The 18634-nt window shown below is 61.0% G+C and carries 13 protein-coding genes; 9 read left to right on the top strand and 4 right to left on the bottom strand.

Features of this window, described 5'->3' with window-relative positions; translation table 11 throughout:
• Positions 1-321 precede the first annotated feature (321 nt).
• Entirely contained in the window at positions 322-1575 is a 1254-nt protein-coding gene (locus MA04_RS01435) for a DUF2254 domain-containing protein (RefSeq protein ID WP_262459206.1), read from the bottom strand.
• Positions 1576-1695: 120 nt separating this feature from the next.
• Between MA04_RS01435 and MA04_RS01430 the strand changes: the two genes are divergently transcribed.
• The 7 genes from MA04_RS01430 (at position 1696) to gdhA (ending at position 12052) form a co-directional block, all read left to right on the top strand.
• Positions 1696-2172 carry a MaoC family dehydratase gene (locus MA04_RS01430; RefSeq protein ID WP_262459205.1) on the top strand — a complete coding sequence of 159 codons (477 nt, stop codon included), beginning with the start codon at positions 1696-1698 and terminating at the stop codon, positions 2170-2172.
• Positions 2173-2277: 105 nt separating this feature from the next.
• Positions 2278-3660 carry a class II fumarate hydratase gene (locus MA04_RS01425; RefSeq protein WP_262459204.1) on the top strand — a complete coding sequence of 461 codons (1383 nt, stop codon included), beginning with the start codon at positions 2278-2280 and terminating at the stop codon, positions 3658-3660.
• 206 nt (positions 3661-3866) lie between these two features.
• Positions 3867-5501, top strand: coding sequence for a fatty acid--CoA ligase (locus MA04_RS01420; protein ID WP_262459203.1), 1635 nt, complete (start codon positions 3867-3869; stop codon positions 5499-5501).
• Between the two features lie 310 nt (positions 5502-5811).
• The gene (locus MA04_RS01415; RefSeq protein ID WP_262459202.1) at positions 5812-6900 is read left to right on the top strand and encodes an efflux RND transporter periplasmic adaptor subunit; all 1089 of its coding nucleotides are present in this window, start codon (positions 5812-5814) and stop codon (positions 6898-6900) included.
• Entirely contained in the window at positions 6900-10001 is a 3102-nt protein-coding gene (locus MA04_RS01410; protein ID WP_262459201.1) for an efflux RND transporter permease subunit, read from the top strand. The genes MA04_RS01415 and MA04_RS01410 overlap by 1 nt, the downstream gene beginning before the upstream one ends.
• Before the next feature lie 35 nt (positions 10002-10036).
• The gene (locus MA04_RS01405) at positions 10037-10699 is read left to right on the top strand and encodes a M48 family metallopeptidase (protein ID WP_262459200.1); all 663 of its coding nucleotides are present in this window, start codon (positions 10037-10039) and stop codon (positions 10697-10699) included.
• Between the two features lie 18 nt (positions 10700-10717).
• Positions 10718-12052: an NADP-specific glutamate dehydrogenase gene (gene gdhA, locus MA04_RS01400; RefSeq protein ID WP_216636260.1), complete on the top strand. Its 1335-nt coding sequence runs from the start codon at positions 10718-10720 to the stop codon at positions 12050-12052.
• A gap of 13 nt (positions 12053-12065) precedes the next feature.
• On the opposite strand, the gene MA04_RS01395 is transcribed toward gdhA, so the two are convergent.
• The 3 genes from MA04_RS01395 to MA04_RS01385 all read right to left on the bottom strand — a co-directional run bounded on the left by MA04_RS01395 (position 12066) and on the right by MA04_RS01385 (position 15176).
• On the bottom strand, positions 12066-13163 hold the full coding sequence (locus MA04_RS01395; protein WP_262459199.1) for a glutathione S-transferase N-terminal domain-containing protein: 1098 nt from the start codon (positions 13161-13163) through the stop codon (positions 12066-12068).
• Positions 13164-13368: 205 nt separating this feature from the next.
• Positions 13369-13572, bottom strand: a complete 204-nt coding sequence (cspE, locus tag MA04_RS01390; protein WP_014996745.1) for a transcription antiterminator/RNA stability regulator CspE — start codon at positions 13570-13572, stop codon at positions 13369-13371.
• A gap of 230 nt (positions 13573-13802) precedes the next feature.
• Positions 13803-15176: a WS/DGAT/MGAT family O-acyltransferase gene (locus tag MA04_RS01385; protein WP_163124876.1), complete on the bottom strand. Its 1374-nt coding sequence runs from the start codon at positions 15174-15176 to the stop codon at positions 13803-13805.
• 234 nt (positions 15177-15410) lie between these two features.
• Here MA04_RS01385 and MA04_RS01380 point away from each other — a divergent pair, with 234 nt between their 5' ends.
• Both MA04_RS01380 and MA04_RS01375 read left to right on the top strand, forming a co-directional pair.
• Complete coding sequence (locus MA04_RS01380) at positions 15411-17825, top strand: ExeM/NucH family extracellular endonuclease (protein WP_262459198.1); 2415 nt, start codon at positions 15411-15413, stop codon at positions 17823-17825.
• Between the two features lie 107 nt (positions 17826-17932).
• Positions 17933-18514: an HAD family hydrolase gene (locus MA04_RS01375; protein WP_163124880.1), complete on the top strand. Its 582-nt coding sequence runs from the start codon at positions 17933-17935 to the stop codon at positions 18512-18514.
• Positions 18515-18634: the final 120 nt, after the last annotated feature.

The following is an 18634-nucleotide window of genomic DNA, read 5'->3' as shown; positions in this document are numbered from 1 at the left end:
ACCGCAGCTCACCCAATTTTTTAGGCTGTTTCTGGGCAAAAAAACATACTATTCGGGGCTCAGAAGGGAAACAGGCAAGTAACTGACTCCAGAAGACGCTGATAGACAAGAGGCGTGATTCACTGCATCAATTTCTGCCATCATCACGCTGATATCTATAGCAGCTTAGGTGCTATGGACGTCCATAGGGAGCCAACCCGGTAAACTTAGAAGTTCCAGGTCCAAGAATAGGTCCAAGTGACCCGAGACCTTTAATAAAAATCATTAAAAATCAATCTTTTGTGGCGTAAATTGCCCTTCTGTATCGGGAAATAACCCGGTTCAATCCTGCTCCATCCAGCGGGCCAGCTCCCGCAGTTCCGCCCGGTCCCGCTCCAAGGCTAATGCCTGCTCCGCCCGCGCCAGTGCCAACCGGGCATGAAGCCGGGCGCTGGCGCGAAAGGAGCCGCCGTAAGAGGCCAAGACCTCGAAGGTCTTCTGCAGGCGAATCTGCACTTCCAATAAGGCCGCGCCGTCCCGGGCGATGGGGTTGAACAGATCGTCGAAAAATTCCCTTTCGTCGAGCAAGGGAACCCGGATCCGGGGCCAGCGCACGGTATCATCCGCTTCACCACGTTGGGTATGCCAGTGATGCAGAACCCGCACCGCCCGTCCGATCACATCAATGGCGGTGCCGGGGTCATTGACCGCCGGAGACAACGCCCGCGACGCAATTTCTGAAAGTACCACCAGGCCGAAGCGGGGATCCTGGTCGAAGGATCGTTCGTCATCCACGGTGAAATGCTCCCGCACGGAAGAGGCGCCGTCGTCGGTGGCGCCGATCAGCCAGACAACCGGCCGGGCCGGATGCACAAAACCGCCGGGAAGGGCGGTCAGGTAAATCTCGGCATCGTTCTGTTCCGCCCACTGGGCGAGCGCTTCCACGTCCACATGTTGAATGTAACCCACCAATGTCGGGTAGACGGGAAGAGCCTGGTCCGGGATCGGCTGGTCAGGGGAGAAAGGTTTGCCGCCCAGAGCCGGGTTGGCGGCACGCTGCACAATGGCCGCGCAAGTGGCCTGTTCCACCCGGTCGGTGGTTTCTCCAACCCGGCCGAGGCGCGACAGATGTTCAATCCAGCGCAAAATAGTGACGACGATAACAACGATCACCACCAGCGTGACCAGAAACAGAATCACACGGCCCCCTTCGCCGTAGGCACCGGTGCTGAGGGCCACCAACCCGACCAGGCTGAACAGGAAGGAACCAATGAAAGTGGCCAAGACGTTCTGAGTGGTGGTGTCTTGCATCAGCAACCGGGTGGCCCGGGGAGTCACGTTGGTGGTGGCGGCGCTGTAGGCACTGACCATGACACTGAGGGAAAAGGTGGTGACCGCCAGCATGCTGGAAGCCAGCACATTGAGAATGGTGTCCACGGCTTCGGCGCCAATGCTTACCGGTATATCCGGTGGCAGCCAGCGCTGGCCGATAATGGCCAGCAAAGACGTGGCCACGGCAAGAATGGCGAACGCGGTGGCCCGTACCCAGAGGGCGCGGGAGAACTGGACCAGCAGCCATTGCCATTTTGAAAACATCCTTGCACTCCTTGCCCTGACGATGGCTCCAGAATACCTCAGAGACGTGGGGGGATGGGGGTCGTTATTGGTATCCGGTCGGCGTTATGATCGGATCTTTCGTTTGCGCGGGAGAACACGATGACAATAACGAACTTCAGCAGGCCTCAGGACGACCGCTATTTTGAAGACTACCAGGTGGGTACGACCTATGACCTGGGTTCCATTGAGGTGGAGGAGGAAGAGGTGCTTTCTTTCGCCCGCCGTTTCGACCCTCAGAAGATGCACACCGACCCCGAGGCCGCCGCGGCCGGCCCCTTCCAGGGGCTGATCGCCAGTGGCTGGCACACCCTCAGCCTGATGATGAGGCTGATGGTGGATAACTATGTTTCCACCGTGGCGGGGCTGGCTTCCCCCGGGGTGGATGAGGTGCGTTGGCACAAACCGGTACGCCCTGGTGACCGGCTGTCCATGCGCGCCACTGTCCTGGAGGCGCGCCCGTCCCGCTCCAAGCCCGATCGCGGCCTCATCTACTCGTTGATGGAAGGCGTCAATCAGCATGGCGACGTGGTGGCGAGTTTCAAAGGCATGGGGTTGATTCTCAAGCGGTCGGTTTGACGCTGTATCGGTCATGACTATGGCTGGAATTGCCTGCGTCACCCTGGACGTCCAACCGGGCCTTGCCGATACTGACCTTTCACTTCCCGGCTGAGGAGAACGGTCATGAACGACACACGGGTGGAGAAGGATTCCCTGGGCGAAGTGGCGGTACCAAAGGCGGCGTTGTGGGGCGCGCAGACTCAGCGCGCGGTGAACAATTTCCCGATCAGCGGCCGGCGGCTGCCGTTCCGTTTCATTCAGGCGGTGGCCCGGATCAAGCGTTGCGCGGCCTCGGTGAACGTGGATCTGGAGCTGCTGTCCGAGGAGCGGGGTGACGCTATCCGTTCCGTCTGCGAAGCGCTGATCAACGGCGAGCATCGGGATCAGTTCCCGGTGGACGTGTTCCAGACCGGTTCCGGTACCAGCACCAATATGAACGTCAACGAGGTGGTGGCCCATCTGTGCCAGACCCAGGGCGTGGACGTGCATCCCAACGATCACGTCAATCTCGGCCAGAGCAGCAATGACACCATTCCCACCGCCATTCACGTGTCGTCGGCGATGGCCGTCAACGAGCAGCTGATGCCCGCTATTGAGCTTTTGATCACCACGCTGGGATCGAAGGCTGGAGAAGGTAAGGACCTGGTCAAAACCGGCCGCACTCACCTGATGGACGCCATGCCGGTGACGGTGGAACAGGAGTTGCGCACCTGGGTACTGCAACTGCAGGCCGCCAGCCAGCGTCTGGCGGCTGCCAGGGATGAGTTGCATGCCTTGCCACAGGGCGGTACCGCGGTGGGAACCGGTATCAACGCCCATGCCGAGTTCGCCGAGCGCTTCGTCGATGCGTTGTCCGATGAAACCGGGCATCCGTTTACCGCCATGCCGTACCCGGCCGTGGCGCAGAGTGCCGTGGACGCACCACTGGCTCTGTCATCGGCGTTGCGCGGCCTGGCGGTGGTATTGATGAAAATCAGCAATGACCTGCGCTGGATGAACTCCGGCCCGATTCACGGTCTGGCGGAAATACAACTGCCGGCCACCCAGCCGGGGTCGTCGATCATGCCGGGGAAGGTCAATCCGGTGATCTGCGAATCCGCCACCATGGTCGCCGCTCAGGTGATCGGTCTCGATCAGGCCAACACGGTGGCGGCGCAGAGCGGTAACTTTCAGTTGAATGTCATGTTGCCGCTGGTGGCCGCCAACCTCCTGGATATGGTGGAGTGGCTGGCCAACAGCTGCCGGAATCTGGCGGATCAGGCTATCGCCGGGCTGACTTACAACCGTGAGCATCTGGCCGAGGGCGTGGGGCGCAATCCGATCCTGGTCACCGCTCTGAACCCGGTGATCGGCTATGAGAAGGCGGCGGCCATCGCCAAACAGGCGTTCGCCAGCGGCCGACCGGTGATCGATGTGGCGGCGGAGCAGACCGACCTTTCGGTGGAGCAACTCACCGCTTTACTCGACCCGCTCAAACTGACTCATCCGGCGGCCTCTGACTCTTGAGTCAGTCGCCGGTCGTGACCTCGACGATCAGCTGTGACAGGCTTGGCGCCGGGCTTTTGTGACCACCTCCCTGGCGGTCACCCTCCAGGCCGTTGCCAAGGCAACGTCAAGAATCGCTCCCGGCGATTGTTCCTGGGGAAGCTAGGCGTGGCGCCTATATTCCGAATTCGCCACTGTCACAATAAAAACGTGGAGAGTAGTAACCGATGAGCAACGATCTGACCATCCAGCGTACCGCGGAAGCCGTGGAGTCGCCGCTCTTGATCAACAGTATCCTGGAGGCCGGCGTTCGCAACGCTCCCAATCAGGAAATCGTCTACGCCGATCAGCGGCGGATGACCTATCGGGAAATGGGGGAGCGGGTTGCTCGTCTCGCCAGCGCTTTGCAGCAACAAGGGGTGAAGCCTGGTGATACCGTGGCGGTGATGGACTGGGACACCCATCGCTATCTGGAAGCGTTCTTCGCCGTACCGATGATGGGCGCGGTACTGCACACCGTGAACGTGCGTCTGAGTCCGGAGCAGATTCTCTACACCATCAACCACGCCGAGGATGATGTGATTCTGGTGAACCGGGAGTTTTTGCCGGTGCTGGATCAGATCAAGGACCGCATCGAGACGGTCAAGACTTACATCCTGCTGGATGACGAAGGCGGTGACACCGGCACCGCCATCGATCTGGCCGGTGAGTACGAGGCGCTGGTGGCCCAGGCTTCCGCCCAATTCGATTTCCCGGAGCTGGATGAGAATACCCGTGCCACCACCTTCTACACCACGGGGACCACTGGCCTGCCCAAAGGCGTGTACTTCTCCCACCGGCAACTGGTGCTGCACACCTTTGCCGGCCGCGCCGCTCTGACCGGTACCGGTCACGGCCGTTTCAATCAGAACGACGTGTACATGCCGATCACGCCGATGTTCCACGTGCACGCCTGGGGTGTGCCGTTCGTCGCCACTTTGCTCGGCGTGAAGCAGGTTTATCCGGGCCGTTATGTGCCGGAAACCCTGCTCAAGCTGCTGGTCACTGAAAAGGTGACCTTCTCCCACTGCGTGCCCACCATCATTCAGATGCTGTTGCAATCGGAAGCGGTGAAGAGCATCGATCTGAGCGGCTGGAAGGTGATCATTGGCGGTTCCGCGTTGCCCAAGCCCTTGGCCAAGGGAGCTCTGGAGCGTGGTATTGATATCTACAGCGGCTATGGCATGAGTGAGACCTGCCCGCTGATCTCCCTGGCGCTGCTGACGCCGGAACTGGAGCAGGCCGATCTGGAAACCCAGGCGGATTACCGCACCCGCACTGGCCGCCCGGTCCCGATGGTGCAGTGGCGCATCGTCGACGGTGATATGAACGATGTGCCCCACGACGGCAAGTCCCAGGGTGAGCTGGTGCTGCGCGCCCCCTGGCTGACCCAGGGATACCTGAAGGACGAGTCCAACTCTCAAGAGTTGTGGCGCGGCGGCTGGATGCACACCGGGGATATCGGGGTGATCGACACCGACGGCTGGCTGAAAATCACCGACCGTATCAAGGACGTGATCAAGACCGGCGGTGAATGGGTATCCTCCCTGGATCTGGAGAGCCTGATTCTTCAGCACGACGCCGTGCGCGAGTGCGCGGTTGTAGGCGTGCCGGACGAGAAATGGGGTGAGCGTCCGGTGGCGCTGGTGGTCAAGGGCGCGGATGTGGAAGCGCAGGCGATCATCGACATGGTGGCCGATTACGCCGAGAAGGGCATGATCAGCCGCTATGGTATCCCGGATCGCGTGGTGTTCGTGGAGGAGCTGCCGCGCACCTCCGTGGGCAAACTGGACAAGAAGAAGATGCGCGCGGAGCTGGTCTGACCCCCCGGCCGGCGGGAGCCCTCCCGCCGGCTTGCCCTTCCCCCTGTCACATAATGACTGCACAATGCGGTGTCATACTCCGTGGTCTGTTGTATTAAATGTAAGCACCTTTGAACCCCAGGTGGGTTCCCGGGTCCGATCCACGGAATAACGCTCAAGCCTTGGAAGGCCAAGGGCGATCATTACGGAATACAGAACAATCCTTTCTTACCGGCCTGTGACAATGCCGGTACCTTCGGTTGCCTGATCTTTTTATGGGAGCCGCCGGTCACGGTTCCCTCCGTGACGGTGTTGTTGCTCGGAGAACAAGATGGTGCGTGTGGGCGCCTTTGTGGTGGTGATAGTGGTAGCGGCGGTTGCGCTGTTCTGGTGGTGGCGGGCTGAAGAGCCGGCGGCCGCCGGAACCCGGCCGGCGACCACGGTCAATGTGATTTCAGCTCTGGTACGTCCTCTGACGGAAAAAGTGGAGGTGGTGGGCAACGCCCGAGCCACCCGCGCCGTGGTACTGTCGGCGGAGGTGGAAGGCCGGGTGATGCAAGTGCATTTTCAGGAAGGCCAGGCCGTTGACGCCGGAGACCTGCTGGTGGAGCTGGATGATCGCCAGGCCGAAGGGGAGCGGGACCGGCTGCGCGCCGAATACCAGAGGGCGCTGTCCGATTACCAGCGTGCTTCCCGTCTGATCGACAGCCGTGCCATTTCCCAGGCCGAGGTGGACAACCTCAAGAACGGCATGGAAGCGGCCCGGGCGGCTTTGCGGGTGGCTCAGGCCACCTATGAAAAGCATAAGATCCGCGCACCTTTCGAAGGCGTGGTGGGGTTGCGTCAGGTCGACCCCGGTGCTTATCTGCAGCCGGGTACATCGGTGGTCACCCTGGACAGCGTGCGTAATCTGGAAGTGACCTTCGAGGTGCCGGAGCGATATCTGGCCCGGGTGAAGCCGGGGCTGGTATTGATGGTGTCCAGCGACAGCTATCCGGAGCGCCTTTTCCAGGGCAAGGTCACGTTGCTGGACTCCCGCGTCAACGCCGCCAGCCGGACGCTGTCGGTGAAAGGCAGTCTGGACAACAGTGATGGGCTGCTGCGGCCGGGGCAACTGCTGCAAATCGATATCCTGCTCAGCCAGCATCAGGCCTTGCTGGTACCGGAACAGGCGATTGTCGCCCAGGGCGCCCAGAATTTCGTGTTCGTGGTGGCTGAAAACAATACGGCTTTGCGGTTGCCGGTGGAGCTGGGTGGGCGCCGGGACGGCTGGGTCGAAGTGGTTCAGGGACTCAGCGATGACGACGCGGTGATCGTTAACGGCCACAGCCGGCTTGGCAGCGGCGCGCCGGTGAAGGTGGTCGAGGATGAAGGGGCGCTGCTGCCGTCTCAGCGGGTTCTGCTGGAGACCAGTGCCTGATGATCCTCAGCGATGTCTCCATCAAGCGTCCGGTGTTCGCCACCGTGATCAGTCTGCTGATCGTGGTGTTCGGCATCAGTGCCTTGATGAAGCTGCCGGTGCGGGAGTATCCGGACATTGATCCCCCCGAGGTATCGGTGGCGGTGGAGTACCCGGGGGCGGCACCGGAGGTCATCGATACCCAGATCATTCAAGTCATCGAAGGGGCCATCGCCGGCGTGGAAGGCGTGCGCCGCATCGAATCCCGTTCCCGCCGGGGTTCCGCCCGCACCTCGGTGGAATTCAACCTGGACCGGGATCTGGACGTCGCCGCCAACGATGTTCGCGACGCGGTGTCGCGGGTACTTAATCGCCTGCCGGAGGAAGCGGAAGCGCCGGTGATCGCCAAGACCGACGCCGATGCCCGACCCATCATGTGGGTCACGCTCAGCAGTGACAGCCTGGCGCCGCAGGAGCTTACCGATTTCGCTGAACGCTCCCTGGTGGACCGTTTCGCCGTTCTGGGCGGGGTTTCCGAAGTCATCATCGGCGGTGAACGCCGCTATGCCATGCGGGTATGGCTGGATCGTCAGCGCATGGCCGCCAACGATGTCACGGTCACCGATATCCATAACGCTCTGCGCGCCAACAACGTGGAATTACCGGCCGGCCGTCTCGATTCCGATAGCCGCAGCTTCACCGTTCGCGCTGACAGCCGGCTCGGCTCGGTGGAAGAGTTCAACCACATGGTGGTGCATCGCCAGGGCGATTATCTGTTGCGGCTGGGGGATGTGGCGCGGGTGGCGCTGGGTGTGGAAAACGACGACACCGTGTTGCGAGCCAACGGCCAGACCGCCATCGGGCTCGGGGTGGTGCGCCAGTCCAAGGCCAATACCGTCACCGTTTCCAACAACGTCCGTGAAGAAATCGAGGCGGTGAGCAATAACCTGCCCGATGACATCCGCCTGGATGTGAGTCACGACGAGTCTCTGTTTATTCGCGCTTCCATCAGGGAAGTGCTGGTGACGCTGGCGATGAGCGTGACGTTGGTGATTCTGGTGATTTTCGTTTTCCTGGGAAATCTGCGCGCCACGCTGATTCCGGCGGTCACTATTCCGGTGTCCATCGTCGGGGCGTTTATTGGCCTGGGAATTCTAGGGTTTTCCATCAATGTGCTGACGTTGTTGGCGCTGATCCTGGCCATTGGCCTGGTGGTGGACGATGCCATTGTCATGCTGGAAAACATCCAGCGGCGCATCGATGAGGGCGAGAGCCGTCTGGTAGCCGCCTTCCTGGGAGCCCGTCAGGTGGCCTTCGCGGTTATCGCCACCACCGCCACTCTGGTGGCGGTATTCGTGCCTATTTCTTTCATGGGCGGGGATGTCGGGCGCCTGTTCGGTGAATTTGGTTTTACCCTGGCGGTGGCGGTGATCATTTCCAGCATAGTGGCGTTGTCCCTGGCCCCGATGCTGTGTTCCCGCTGGCTGCACGCGCATACCCCGGAAGAGGAAAAGCAGGAACAGAGCAACCTGCTCAACCGGGCGCTGAATGGGCTGAACCGGGCTTACGGAACGCGACTGGGGAAAACCCTCAAGCGACCTGCTCCCGTTGTGGTGATCTCGGTGTTGATTTGCGTGGCGGCGGGGCTGGTATTCAGCCAGTTATCCCGGGAGCTGGCCCCCACGGAAGACCGGGGCGTGTTCATCGTGTCGGCGAATGCCCCGCAGGGATCCAGCACCGCTTACGCCAGTCACCATATCCAGAAGGTGGAAGAAAAGCTCCTGCCCCTGATCGAAGACGGGCTGGCGGTTCGGGTGTTGTCCATTGTCGGTTTCCGTGGACAGGTCGAGCGCGGTTTCAGCATCGTGCGGCTGGAGCCCTGGGAGGACCGGAACCGGAGCCAGCAAGACATCGTTAACGACATCCGCGGCGAAGTCACCACCGTGCCCGGCCTGCGCGTGTTTGCCGTCAACCCGCCGGGGCTGGGACAAAGCGGCTTCGATCAGGAATTGGAAGTGGTGATCGGCGGGCAGGATTACGATTCCGTGGTGGGCTGGAGCGAGACCCTGCGCGCCGCCATGGCCGCCAACCCCAATCTGTTGAGCGTGGACACCGATTACGAGGAAACCCAACCGCAGGTGGAAGTGGTGATCAATCGGGACCGGGCGGCGGACTTCGGCATTTCCGCCGCCGAAGTGGGCCAGACCCTGCAAGCGATGTTCGCTACCCTGACGGCCTCGACTTATATCGACCGGGGCCGTGAGTACGATGTCCTTTTGGAAGCGCGGGAACAGGATGCTCGCATCCCGGACGACATCAATTCGATTTATGTTCGCACCGCCAGCGGCGACCTGGTGCCGCTGTCCAGTCTGGTGGAGTTGCGCACCCTGGGGGCGGCGCCGGAACTGAGAAGGCTGGACCGTCTGCCGGCGATAACGCTTTCGGCGAATCTGGCCCCGGGCTATGACCTGGGCAGCGCGTTGGATTTCATCGAGCAGACGGTGCGGGAGACCCTGCCGCTGGAAGCGCGTTTGAGCTACAAAGGCATTGCCCAGGAATTCACCGAGGCGTCCGCGGCGATCCTGATAACATTCCTGCTGGCTCTGGTGATCGTCTTCCTGGTGCTGGCGGCGCAATTCGAAAGCTGGATCCATCCGCTGATCATCATGCTGACGGTGCCGCTGGCGATCGCCGGCGCCATTTTGGCATTGCGTGTGACCGGCAACAGCCTGAATATCTACAGTCAGATCGGCATGGTGATGCTGGTGGGGCTGATGGCAAAGAACGGTATTCTTATCGTCGAATTCGCCAATCAGTTGCGCGACCAGGGGCTGGCGGTGCGTGAGGCGGTTTATCAAGGCGCGATTCTGCGCTTCCGGCCGGTGTTGATGACCGGCATTTCCACCATCTTTGGCGCGGTTCCTCTGGTGCTGGCCAGCGGCGCCGGCGCGGAAAGTCGCATGACCATCGGCGTGGTGATTCTCGGTGGCCTGCTGTTCGCCACTGTTCTGACCCTGTTCATTATTCCGGTGCTTTATCTGTGGCTGGCTCCCTACGCCCGACCGGCGGATGCGGTGGCTCAGCAACTGGCGTCGGAAATGCAGCAAGAAACGGATCGCTGATCGCGTCCTATATCCGCTATCTCCAGGCAACTCACATGGATTATCAACTGGTTCGCTCCAAGCGACGCACACTGGCTTTACGAGTGGCGCCCGACGGCCAGATAGAGGTCCGCGCGCCGTTGCGCCTTGGCCGTCGGCATATTGATGACTTCGTGCGCGAACATCAGGATTGGATTCGGCGCCAGCAGGATTATTGGCGCACGCGTCCGCGCCAGCATTGGCGCGACGGCGACACAGTGTCCCACCTGGGGCGGCCAGTTCGTCTGAATCTGGTCGAAGCGGCCAGAACCCGGGTGGGGTTGGAACACGATACTCTGACCGTGACGATGCCGCGGCCGGCGTCGGAAGAAGCGGTCCGGGAAGCGGTGGAAGCCTGGTGGCAGCGGCTGGCGCGTGGCGAATTCCAACGCAGCATCGAGCGGCAATTCCACTGGTTCGCCGCCCGAGGCCATGGCGTGCCGGTACTGAGGATCAAGAAAATGCGCACCCGTTGGGGATCGTTGTCCCAGCGGGGCTACATCAATCTGAATCTGGCGCTGATGCGCTATGACCTTGAGGTGATCGATTACGTGGTAATGCACGAACTTTGTCACTTGGAGTACGCTCATCATGGACCGCAATTCCATGACCTTATGGATAGACGCATGCCGGACTGGCGGCGTCGAAAACAACGATTGGATCAAGTATTGCCTGAATAAAAGGAGACGGCTTTGACTATAGACATCGATACCCTGATCAATGGACTGCGGGAAAAAGATCCCCATCAAACCTACTTCCACCAGGCGGCCAGTGGTCTGCTTGAAGGGTTGGCGCCGTTCCTGCGGAACCAGCCTCGCTACGCGGATCCGAGTTTGTTCGCGCGTCTGCTGGAGCCGGAGCGGGTGATCATTTTCCGTGTTCCCTGGGTGGATGATCAGGGGAGGGTGCAGGTGAACCGTGGTTTTCGTGTGCAAATGAACGGTTCTCTCGGCCCTTATAAAGGCGGATTGCGCTTCCATCCGTCGGTAAATCTCGATGTCCTGCGTTTCCTGGCTCTGGAACAGACCATCAAGAATGCGTTAACCGACCTGCCCCTGGGGTCTGGTAAAGGGGGAGCGGATTTTGACCCCCATGGCCGTTCCGATGGCGAGATCATGCGATTCTGCCAGGCCTTTATGGCGGAACTGTTCGATCATATCGGTTCCGATGTCGACGTCCCGGCCGGAGATATTGGTGTCGGGGCCCGGGAAATCGGCTACTTGTTTGGTATGTACCGGAAACTGAACCGCTCCCATGACAGCGGTGCCATCACCGGCAAATCGCCGGTCTTCGGTGGCAGCCTGCTGCGTACCGAAGCCACCGGCTATGGGTTGGTGTATTTCCTACAATACATGCTTCAGGAACAGCAAGAGTCCCTGGAGGGGCGGCGGATAGCGGTGTCCGGCGCTGGTAACGTGGCCCGCTACGCGGCGGAGAAGGCGTTGGCGGAAGGCGCCACGGTCATCACTTTGTCCGACTCCCGCGGTGCCTTGCATGCTCCCAACGGGCTGACTCAGGAACATCTGGAGACCCTTGATCGGATCCAGGAGGAAGGTGGTCGCCTCCATCAACTGCCGGAGCACCACGATGGTCTGACCTACGAAAGCGGCATCAAGCCCTGGCGGTTCCCCTGTGACATCGCCTTGCCCTGTGCAACCCAGAATGAACTGGATGAACAGGACGCCCGTGTTCTGGTGGAAAATGGCTGCCGCTGGGTGGCGGAGGGCGCCAATATGCCCACCACCACGGAGGCGATTGCCCATTTAGTGAGCCACGGTGTCGGTTACGGACCCGGCAAGGCCGCCAACGCCGGCGGTGTGGCGGTAAGCGGTCTGGAGATGAGTCAGAACAGCCTGCGTCACCCCTGGAGCCGTGAAGAAGTGGATCGGCGGCTGCACGACATCATGTCGCGAATTCACCACAAGTGCCTGGAATATGGTGGACAGGGCGAGCGCCCGGATTATGTCCAGGGCGCCAGCGTGGCCGGCTTCGTGCGGGTGGCGGAAGCGATGTTGCGACAGGGCGTGGTCTGATTGGCGGAGGCCGTCAGTTCCCGGCCGGTCGCACGGACAGCTTGTCCTGGGCCAGTCTTGGCGGGTCTGGAAATTCAATAAGGGCGTTGGCGCCAATGGAACGCAAAAAGGCATCGGCCCGGGAGCGGGCCGCCGGCTCCAGGCTTTTCAGGTGATCACGGATTCGCTGCACCATCCACAGACTATAGGGGCGCAGGATCCTTTCCCCGCGCTGGCCCTCCAACTCAAACCCGTGTTTACCGAGGGTCCGGGGCAGAGACTCGCCGGGATGCTCCGCCATCCAGGCGCTGACCTTGCCGGCGGCGTCCACCAGGGGCGGCAGCTGTTCCCGGGCCATGCGGCGCAGGATCGGCAGCAGCGTGGCGGGGATGTCATCGCCATCGTCCAGCGGTTTCCTCAGTCGCCGTGGCTGAAACTGCAGCTCCTCCACCCAGCGTGCCACGTTCGGCGCCTGTCGGCGCATCAGTTCGCCCGGTGTGGGATCGCGGTAGAGATGGGCATAGAGCGGACCGATCAGGCCGAAGTCGGCCATGGTGGCCTGGGTTCCAAGCAGGGCCGGAGATGAGGCGAAATGGGCATCCAGCTCCGCCAGCAAGGCTTCGTAGGCCCTTTCCACCGCGTCCATCATGTCCGGTGTGGCGCCCAACAGTGACGCGGCGTTGGAGAAAGGCACGGCCAGCTTGCCGCCAATCTTGAACTGCTCTTCGGTGGACGCCTGGGGGGCATTGAGGGCGCCGAATTCGCCCATCGCCCATTCGCGATCATAGTGCCAGCGGTAGTGCATGGCGGGGATCACCAGCCATTCATCCCCGTAGGTTTCCAGCATCAGAGCGACCAGCTTGCGAATCGGGGTGGCGGGATAGACGGAAGGCGGGCCATTGGTGCGGTCCCGGTCCAGGGCTTCGATGATGACCGTGGTGTCTTGCAGGATCTCACCACTTTGGGTGCGCAGTACCGGAATCACCGGTACGCCCACGGAGGGGAGAATGATCTGTCTGTAAACGTCGGCACTGGCGATCACTTCCTCGAACGGAAGATCCGCCCAGCGCAGGTAGGCGCGGACTTTGCCTGTGAAGTAGCTGACTTCACCGCCATACAGGGTAATTGTCATGGTCTCTGCCTGGCTTTGTCGATTGTGGTGATACAGGGAGACGTGGCGGGGGCCGTCAAGACGTTGCGGCGGACAGGGTGTCCGAAGCAAGGGAGGGGGTGAGAGACAAAAAAGAAGAATCCGACGGTCCGGCTTTCGCCGTCGCCCTGAGTCCTGAATATGAAAACCCCGCGCGAGGCGGGGCTTTCCAGCGTACTAAGAAGCCTTAGCCGGCTTCTACGTTAGCTGCCTGCGGGCCTTTCGGGCCCTGCTGGATATCGAAGGAAACTTTCTGACCTTCAGCCAGGGTACGGAACCCGGAGCCTTGGATCGCGCTGAAGTGAACGAATACGTCCGCACCACCGTCGTCCTGGGAGATGAAACCGAACCCCTTGGACTCGTTGAACCATTTAACGGTACCAGTAGCCATGTGAATCTATACCTCAAAACTTTACATAGGGTTTTGCTTGCAAACCGGAGGAGGGTGTTCGGAGACTTCTCAGCTTCGCGCGGGGGAAGGCAACTACCAAAACAAACCACCACTGCCTGAATCTGCAGCACTTCCGACTCTACTCCCCTTTTCCAGCCGGCACCACTGATTTTTTTGTAACCGTGGTCCGCGGTGGGTAAAGCGGGCCGTCATGGGGGCCGGGCCAGTTCCTATTTGAAACCGGCGGCGATCTCCAGTTCCCGTATCGAATTTTCCAGATAATCGAGCAGGCGCTGCATGGAGGGCAGGGTCCGGCGACAGGCGATCAGGCCGAATTCCAGCTGATCCTGGTAGCTGGTCAGGGTGATATTGAGGGCGATCCGGTCCAGTACCACCGATACCGGGTACATGCCGCGCAAGCGGGCACCATTCCAATACAACGGCTCCCGTGGTCCGGGGACATTGGAGATAATCACATTGAAAGCGCGCCATTTTGGTGCAAGACCGGTGAGCAGGTTCAGGCCGGTGGGGGTCATGCTCAGAGCAGTGAAGTTGAGAATTTCCTCCGGGCTCATTTGGGCAAAGCGCCGTTTGGCGTCTTTTACCGAGGCCTGGACGATACGCAGGCGGTTGGCCGGATCACACACATGAGTGCCCAGATTGGCCAGAATCAGGGCAATCTGATTACCCCCGGCGCTGTCGTCCTTGCGCAGGGAGAGCGGCACCATGGCGATCAGCGGCTGGTCCGGAAGGGCGTTCTGGCTGATCAGGTACTCACGCAGTGCGTGGCCGCACATGCTCAATACCAAGTCGTTGATGGTGCAACTGAAAGTGCCGGCCAGCTTGCGCAGACGGGGCAGGGCAAAGCTTTGCGCGGCGAAACGACGGGAGCCGGTGATGCACTGATTGAACATGGTATCCGGCGCCTGGAAGATGGACACGTAGTTCGGGTCGGTCTTGGCTTTCTGGCCGACCTTGTACAGTTCCCGCGCCAGCGCTGGCACCGTGGCCACCTGCTTGCTCACGCCAGCGGTCAGGCGCGCCAGGCTGCTCATGGCGTCCACCGGATTGCTGGGCAGAGAGCGTTGTTTTTTCTCGGGTTTATAGGCCCACACCGGCGGCAGGTCCCGCTCTTCCGGATCCTTGGACAGCGCCCGCATGCCCATGCGCATGGCGGAGATGCCATCGACCACGGAATGATGCACCTTGGTGTAGAGGGCAAACTGGCGTCCGCGGATCCCTTCGATCAGATGGGCCTCCCACAGCGGCCGTTCCCGGTCCAGCAGGTTGGAGTGTTCGGCGGACACCAGCGACAGCAGCTCACGAATGCGGCCGGGCTTGGGCAGCGCTTCGTGGCGGAAGTGATGATCGATGTCGAACTGCTTGTCCTCGGTCCAGAAATACTGGCCGAAACGACGGGTAAGACGCTGATTGAACGGGGGCTCGGGGCAGCAATAGTCGCGGATCGACTGGGCCAGTTCGCTGACGTACTTGGGCCCGGCATCCTCGGGAAACGAGAACAACTGCAACCCGGCCACATGCATGGGTTGCTGGCGTTTCTCCAGCCACAGAAAGAGCTGGTCCACGGGACTCAGTGATTTCATGCCATCCCCTTTTTGTTATACCTGGGCCAGGTAAAGGCGCGGCCATGCCGCATGAAAACATTGGTGCTGCCTTAAGGATAGTGCCTTAAAACCCGTTGTGGATGCGATGCCCAAAGCCGGGCGATGTCATGCCCGGAGAGCCAATGAGATAAGTGCAATAATCCTGCCATCCCGATGCCATGGGATGGTCATTGATCCACGTCAGGCTAAGGCAAACTATTGGGAGAGCATTAAATGAAACGCCTTTTCCTCGGTCTGACCGCCGTGCTGGTGGCCAATGCCGCGTCAGCGGACTTATTGATCAGCGAGTACGTGGAAGGCAGTTCCAGTAACAAGGCCCTGGAGTTGCACAATACCGGTGAGGTAGCTCTCGACCTAAGCAATTACAGTCTGAAACTCTATTCCAACGGCAATGCCAGCCCCAATGCCTCCATGGCACTGAGCGGTAGCCTGGCACCGGGCGAGGTGTGGGTGATCGTCAATCCCAGCGCGAACGATACCTTCAAGGCGCTGGCGGATGAACTCCTCTCGGTGGTGAACCACAACGGCGACGACGCCTACGTACTGTTCAACGGCGACACCGTGGTGGACAGCTTCGGCCGTGTCGGCGAAGACCCCGGAGACGCCTGGACCAGCGGCGACGTCACCACCAAGGACCGCACGCTAAGACGTCGGGAAACCGTGACCACCGGGGATATCGTCATCGACGATGCCTTTGATCCCGCGGATCAATGGGTCGTCTCCGACATTGACGACTTCAGCGGTCTGGGCCTGCCCGGAGAAGAAGTAACGGAAGAAGAAGAACCTCCGATGGTGGAACTGGGCAGCTGCGGCGATCCCGCCACCCTGATCTCACAAATCCAGGGGCAGGGAGACGCTTCTCCGCTGGCCGGCGAGGCCCATGTGGTGGAAGCGGTGGTCACCGGAGTCTTCCCGGACCTCAGCGGCTTCTTTGTGATCGAGGAAGACGCCGACCGTGACGGGGATGACCTGACCTCCGAAGGTCTGTTCGTCTATACCGGCAACAACGAGGTTTCGGTGCAGGCGGGCAATCAGATCCGTGTCAGTGGTGCCATCAGTGAGGAGAACGGCCAAACCCAGATTGCCTGGAGTGAAGGTGAGGTGTGCGCTGCTCAAGTGGCGGTGACGCCGGCGACACTGACTTTGCCGCTGACCGAGGCGGATCAGTTGGAAGCTCTGGAAGGGATGTGGGTAGTGAGCGATCAAACCCTGACGGTGAGCGAAGTCTATGATCTGGCCCGCTACGGCTCGGTGATGCTCAGCCACGGTCGCCGCATGATTCCCACCCACGCGGCCGAACCCGGAGACGCCGCCAACGCGGTGGCCGAAGCCAATGCCCTCAACCGGATTTTGTTGGATGATGCTGGCAACGCGCAGAATCCGGATCCGGTGATCTACCCCGAAGGCGGCCTGTCCGCCACCAATACCCTGCGGGTCGGGGATACCGTCACCGAACTGGAAGGCATTGTCAGCTACGGCTTCAATGACTGGCGCATCCAGCCGGTATCGGTACAGATCGAAGCCGCCAATCCGCGCCCGCAAGCGCCTACCCGCACCGCCGGCAGCAATCTGCGGGTGGCGGCGTTCAACGTACTGAACTTCTTCAACGGTGACGGCAATGGCGGCGGGTTTGATGATCCAGACAACCGGGGCGCCGATAACCCGACCGAATTCGAACGGCAAAAAGCGAAGATTCTCACCGCCCTGTCGCAACTGGACGCCGACGTCATCGGACTGATGGAAATCGAGAACGACGGCTACGGGACCGACTCCGCCATCGCCGAACTGACGGAGGCTTTGGGAACGTCCTGGGCCTTTGTTGACCCCGGACTGGACCAACTGGGTACCGATGCCATCGCCGTGGGCATGCTCTACCGCACCGATGTGGTGGAACCGGTGGGCCAGCCGGCCACGCTCGAAGGCGGGCCTTTCACCGATAAAAGCCGGCAACCGCTGGCGATGAGCTTTCGTCATCTCAACAGCGGGGAAGTGGTCACGGTGTCGGTGAACCATCTCAAGTCCAAGGGCAGCTGTCCCGAAGACGGCAGCGACGCCAACGCCGAACACGGCCAGGGTTGCTGGAACCCGCTACGCACCGAGTCCGCGCGGATGCTTGCCGACTGGTTGGCGAACAACCCCACCGGCCTGGAGGAAGCCGCCGCCGGTACCCTGATCATCGGTGACCTCAACGCCTACGCCAAGGAAGATCCGATCCGTACGCTGGAAGAGACGGGTTACCAGAACCTGCTGGCCCGCTTTAACGGCGATGACGCCTACAGCTATGTCTATATGGGCGAAACCGGTTACCTGGACCATGCCCTGGCGGACGCGGGACTGGAGAGCGTGATCCTGGGCGCCGGTGAATGGCATATCAATGCCGACGAGCCCCGCGCCCTGGATTACAACACCGAATACAAGAGCGAAGGGCAGATCGACAGCTTCTACGCCGCCGACGCCTACCGCGCCAGCGACCATGACCCGGTATGGGTGGACCTGGCCCTGGACGGCGGTGAAGAGCCCCAGCCGGAACCCGAGCCCGGCGACTCCGGCAGCTCAGGCGGCGGCGCCTTCGGGGGCATGATCACCTTGGCGTTACTGGCGGGCCTGCGCCGCCGGATTCGCCGTTGAATGACGACGATATCGGTCGCTTTACAGTGCCGTCCTGGGTGCCAATAATCCGGCATGGTGTGATGCCGGATTATTGAGGATCCGTGTTTAGTGGAGAGGCCGCTGTTATGACCGAGGGACCGTTTGCGGCGGTGTTGTTTGATCTGGACGGGACCTTGGTGGATACCCGTCTGGATTTTGCCGTGTTACGGCGGGAGCTGGGGTTTCCCGAAGGCATCGGCGTGCTGGAGCATCTGGCGACCCTGGAAGACCCGGAGCAGGCAGCGTGGGCGAGTACGGTGATTGATCGCCATGAAATGGAAGGGGCGTCGGCGGCCACCTGGATCGACGGGGCACAGCACGTTTTGGAAACGCTTCATCGAAACGGTGTCCCCACCGGGATTCTCACCCGTAACAGCCGCGCGGCGGTGGCACGGACCAACGCCGTGCTGGGGTTGCCGGTGGACCTGATTCTGACCCGCGAGGATTGTGCTCCGAAGCCACACCCCGAGGGTTTGCTGTTGATCGCTGATCACCTCGGATTGCGGCCGGCTACCATGGTGTACGTCGGGGACTTCGTCTTCGATCTCCAGGCCGCCCGCAATGCCGGTATGGCGTCGGGATTGTTGCGCAATGGGAAGAATCGACACTTCGAGGACCAGGCGGATCTGGTGTTGGATCACCTTGGCGAGGTGCTGGACTGGCTGTAATCCGGCAATGGCGCAAACCGCGAACAACGCCGGACGTAAAGATCATCGCGGTTCTTTCCTGGATGAAGAGAACCGCTCCCACCGGTACAGCGCAAGTCTTCCAGTGGGAGCGGTCGATTA

The organism is Alloalcanivorax balearicus MACL04 (assembly GCF_025532145.1).
Classification (GTDB): domain Bacteria; phylum Pseudomonadota; class Gammaproteobacteria; order Pseudomonadales; family Alcanivoracaceae; genus Alloalcanivorax; species Alloalcanivorax balearicus.
This window is presented reverse-complemented; position numbering and strand designations above follow the sequence as displayed.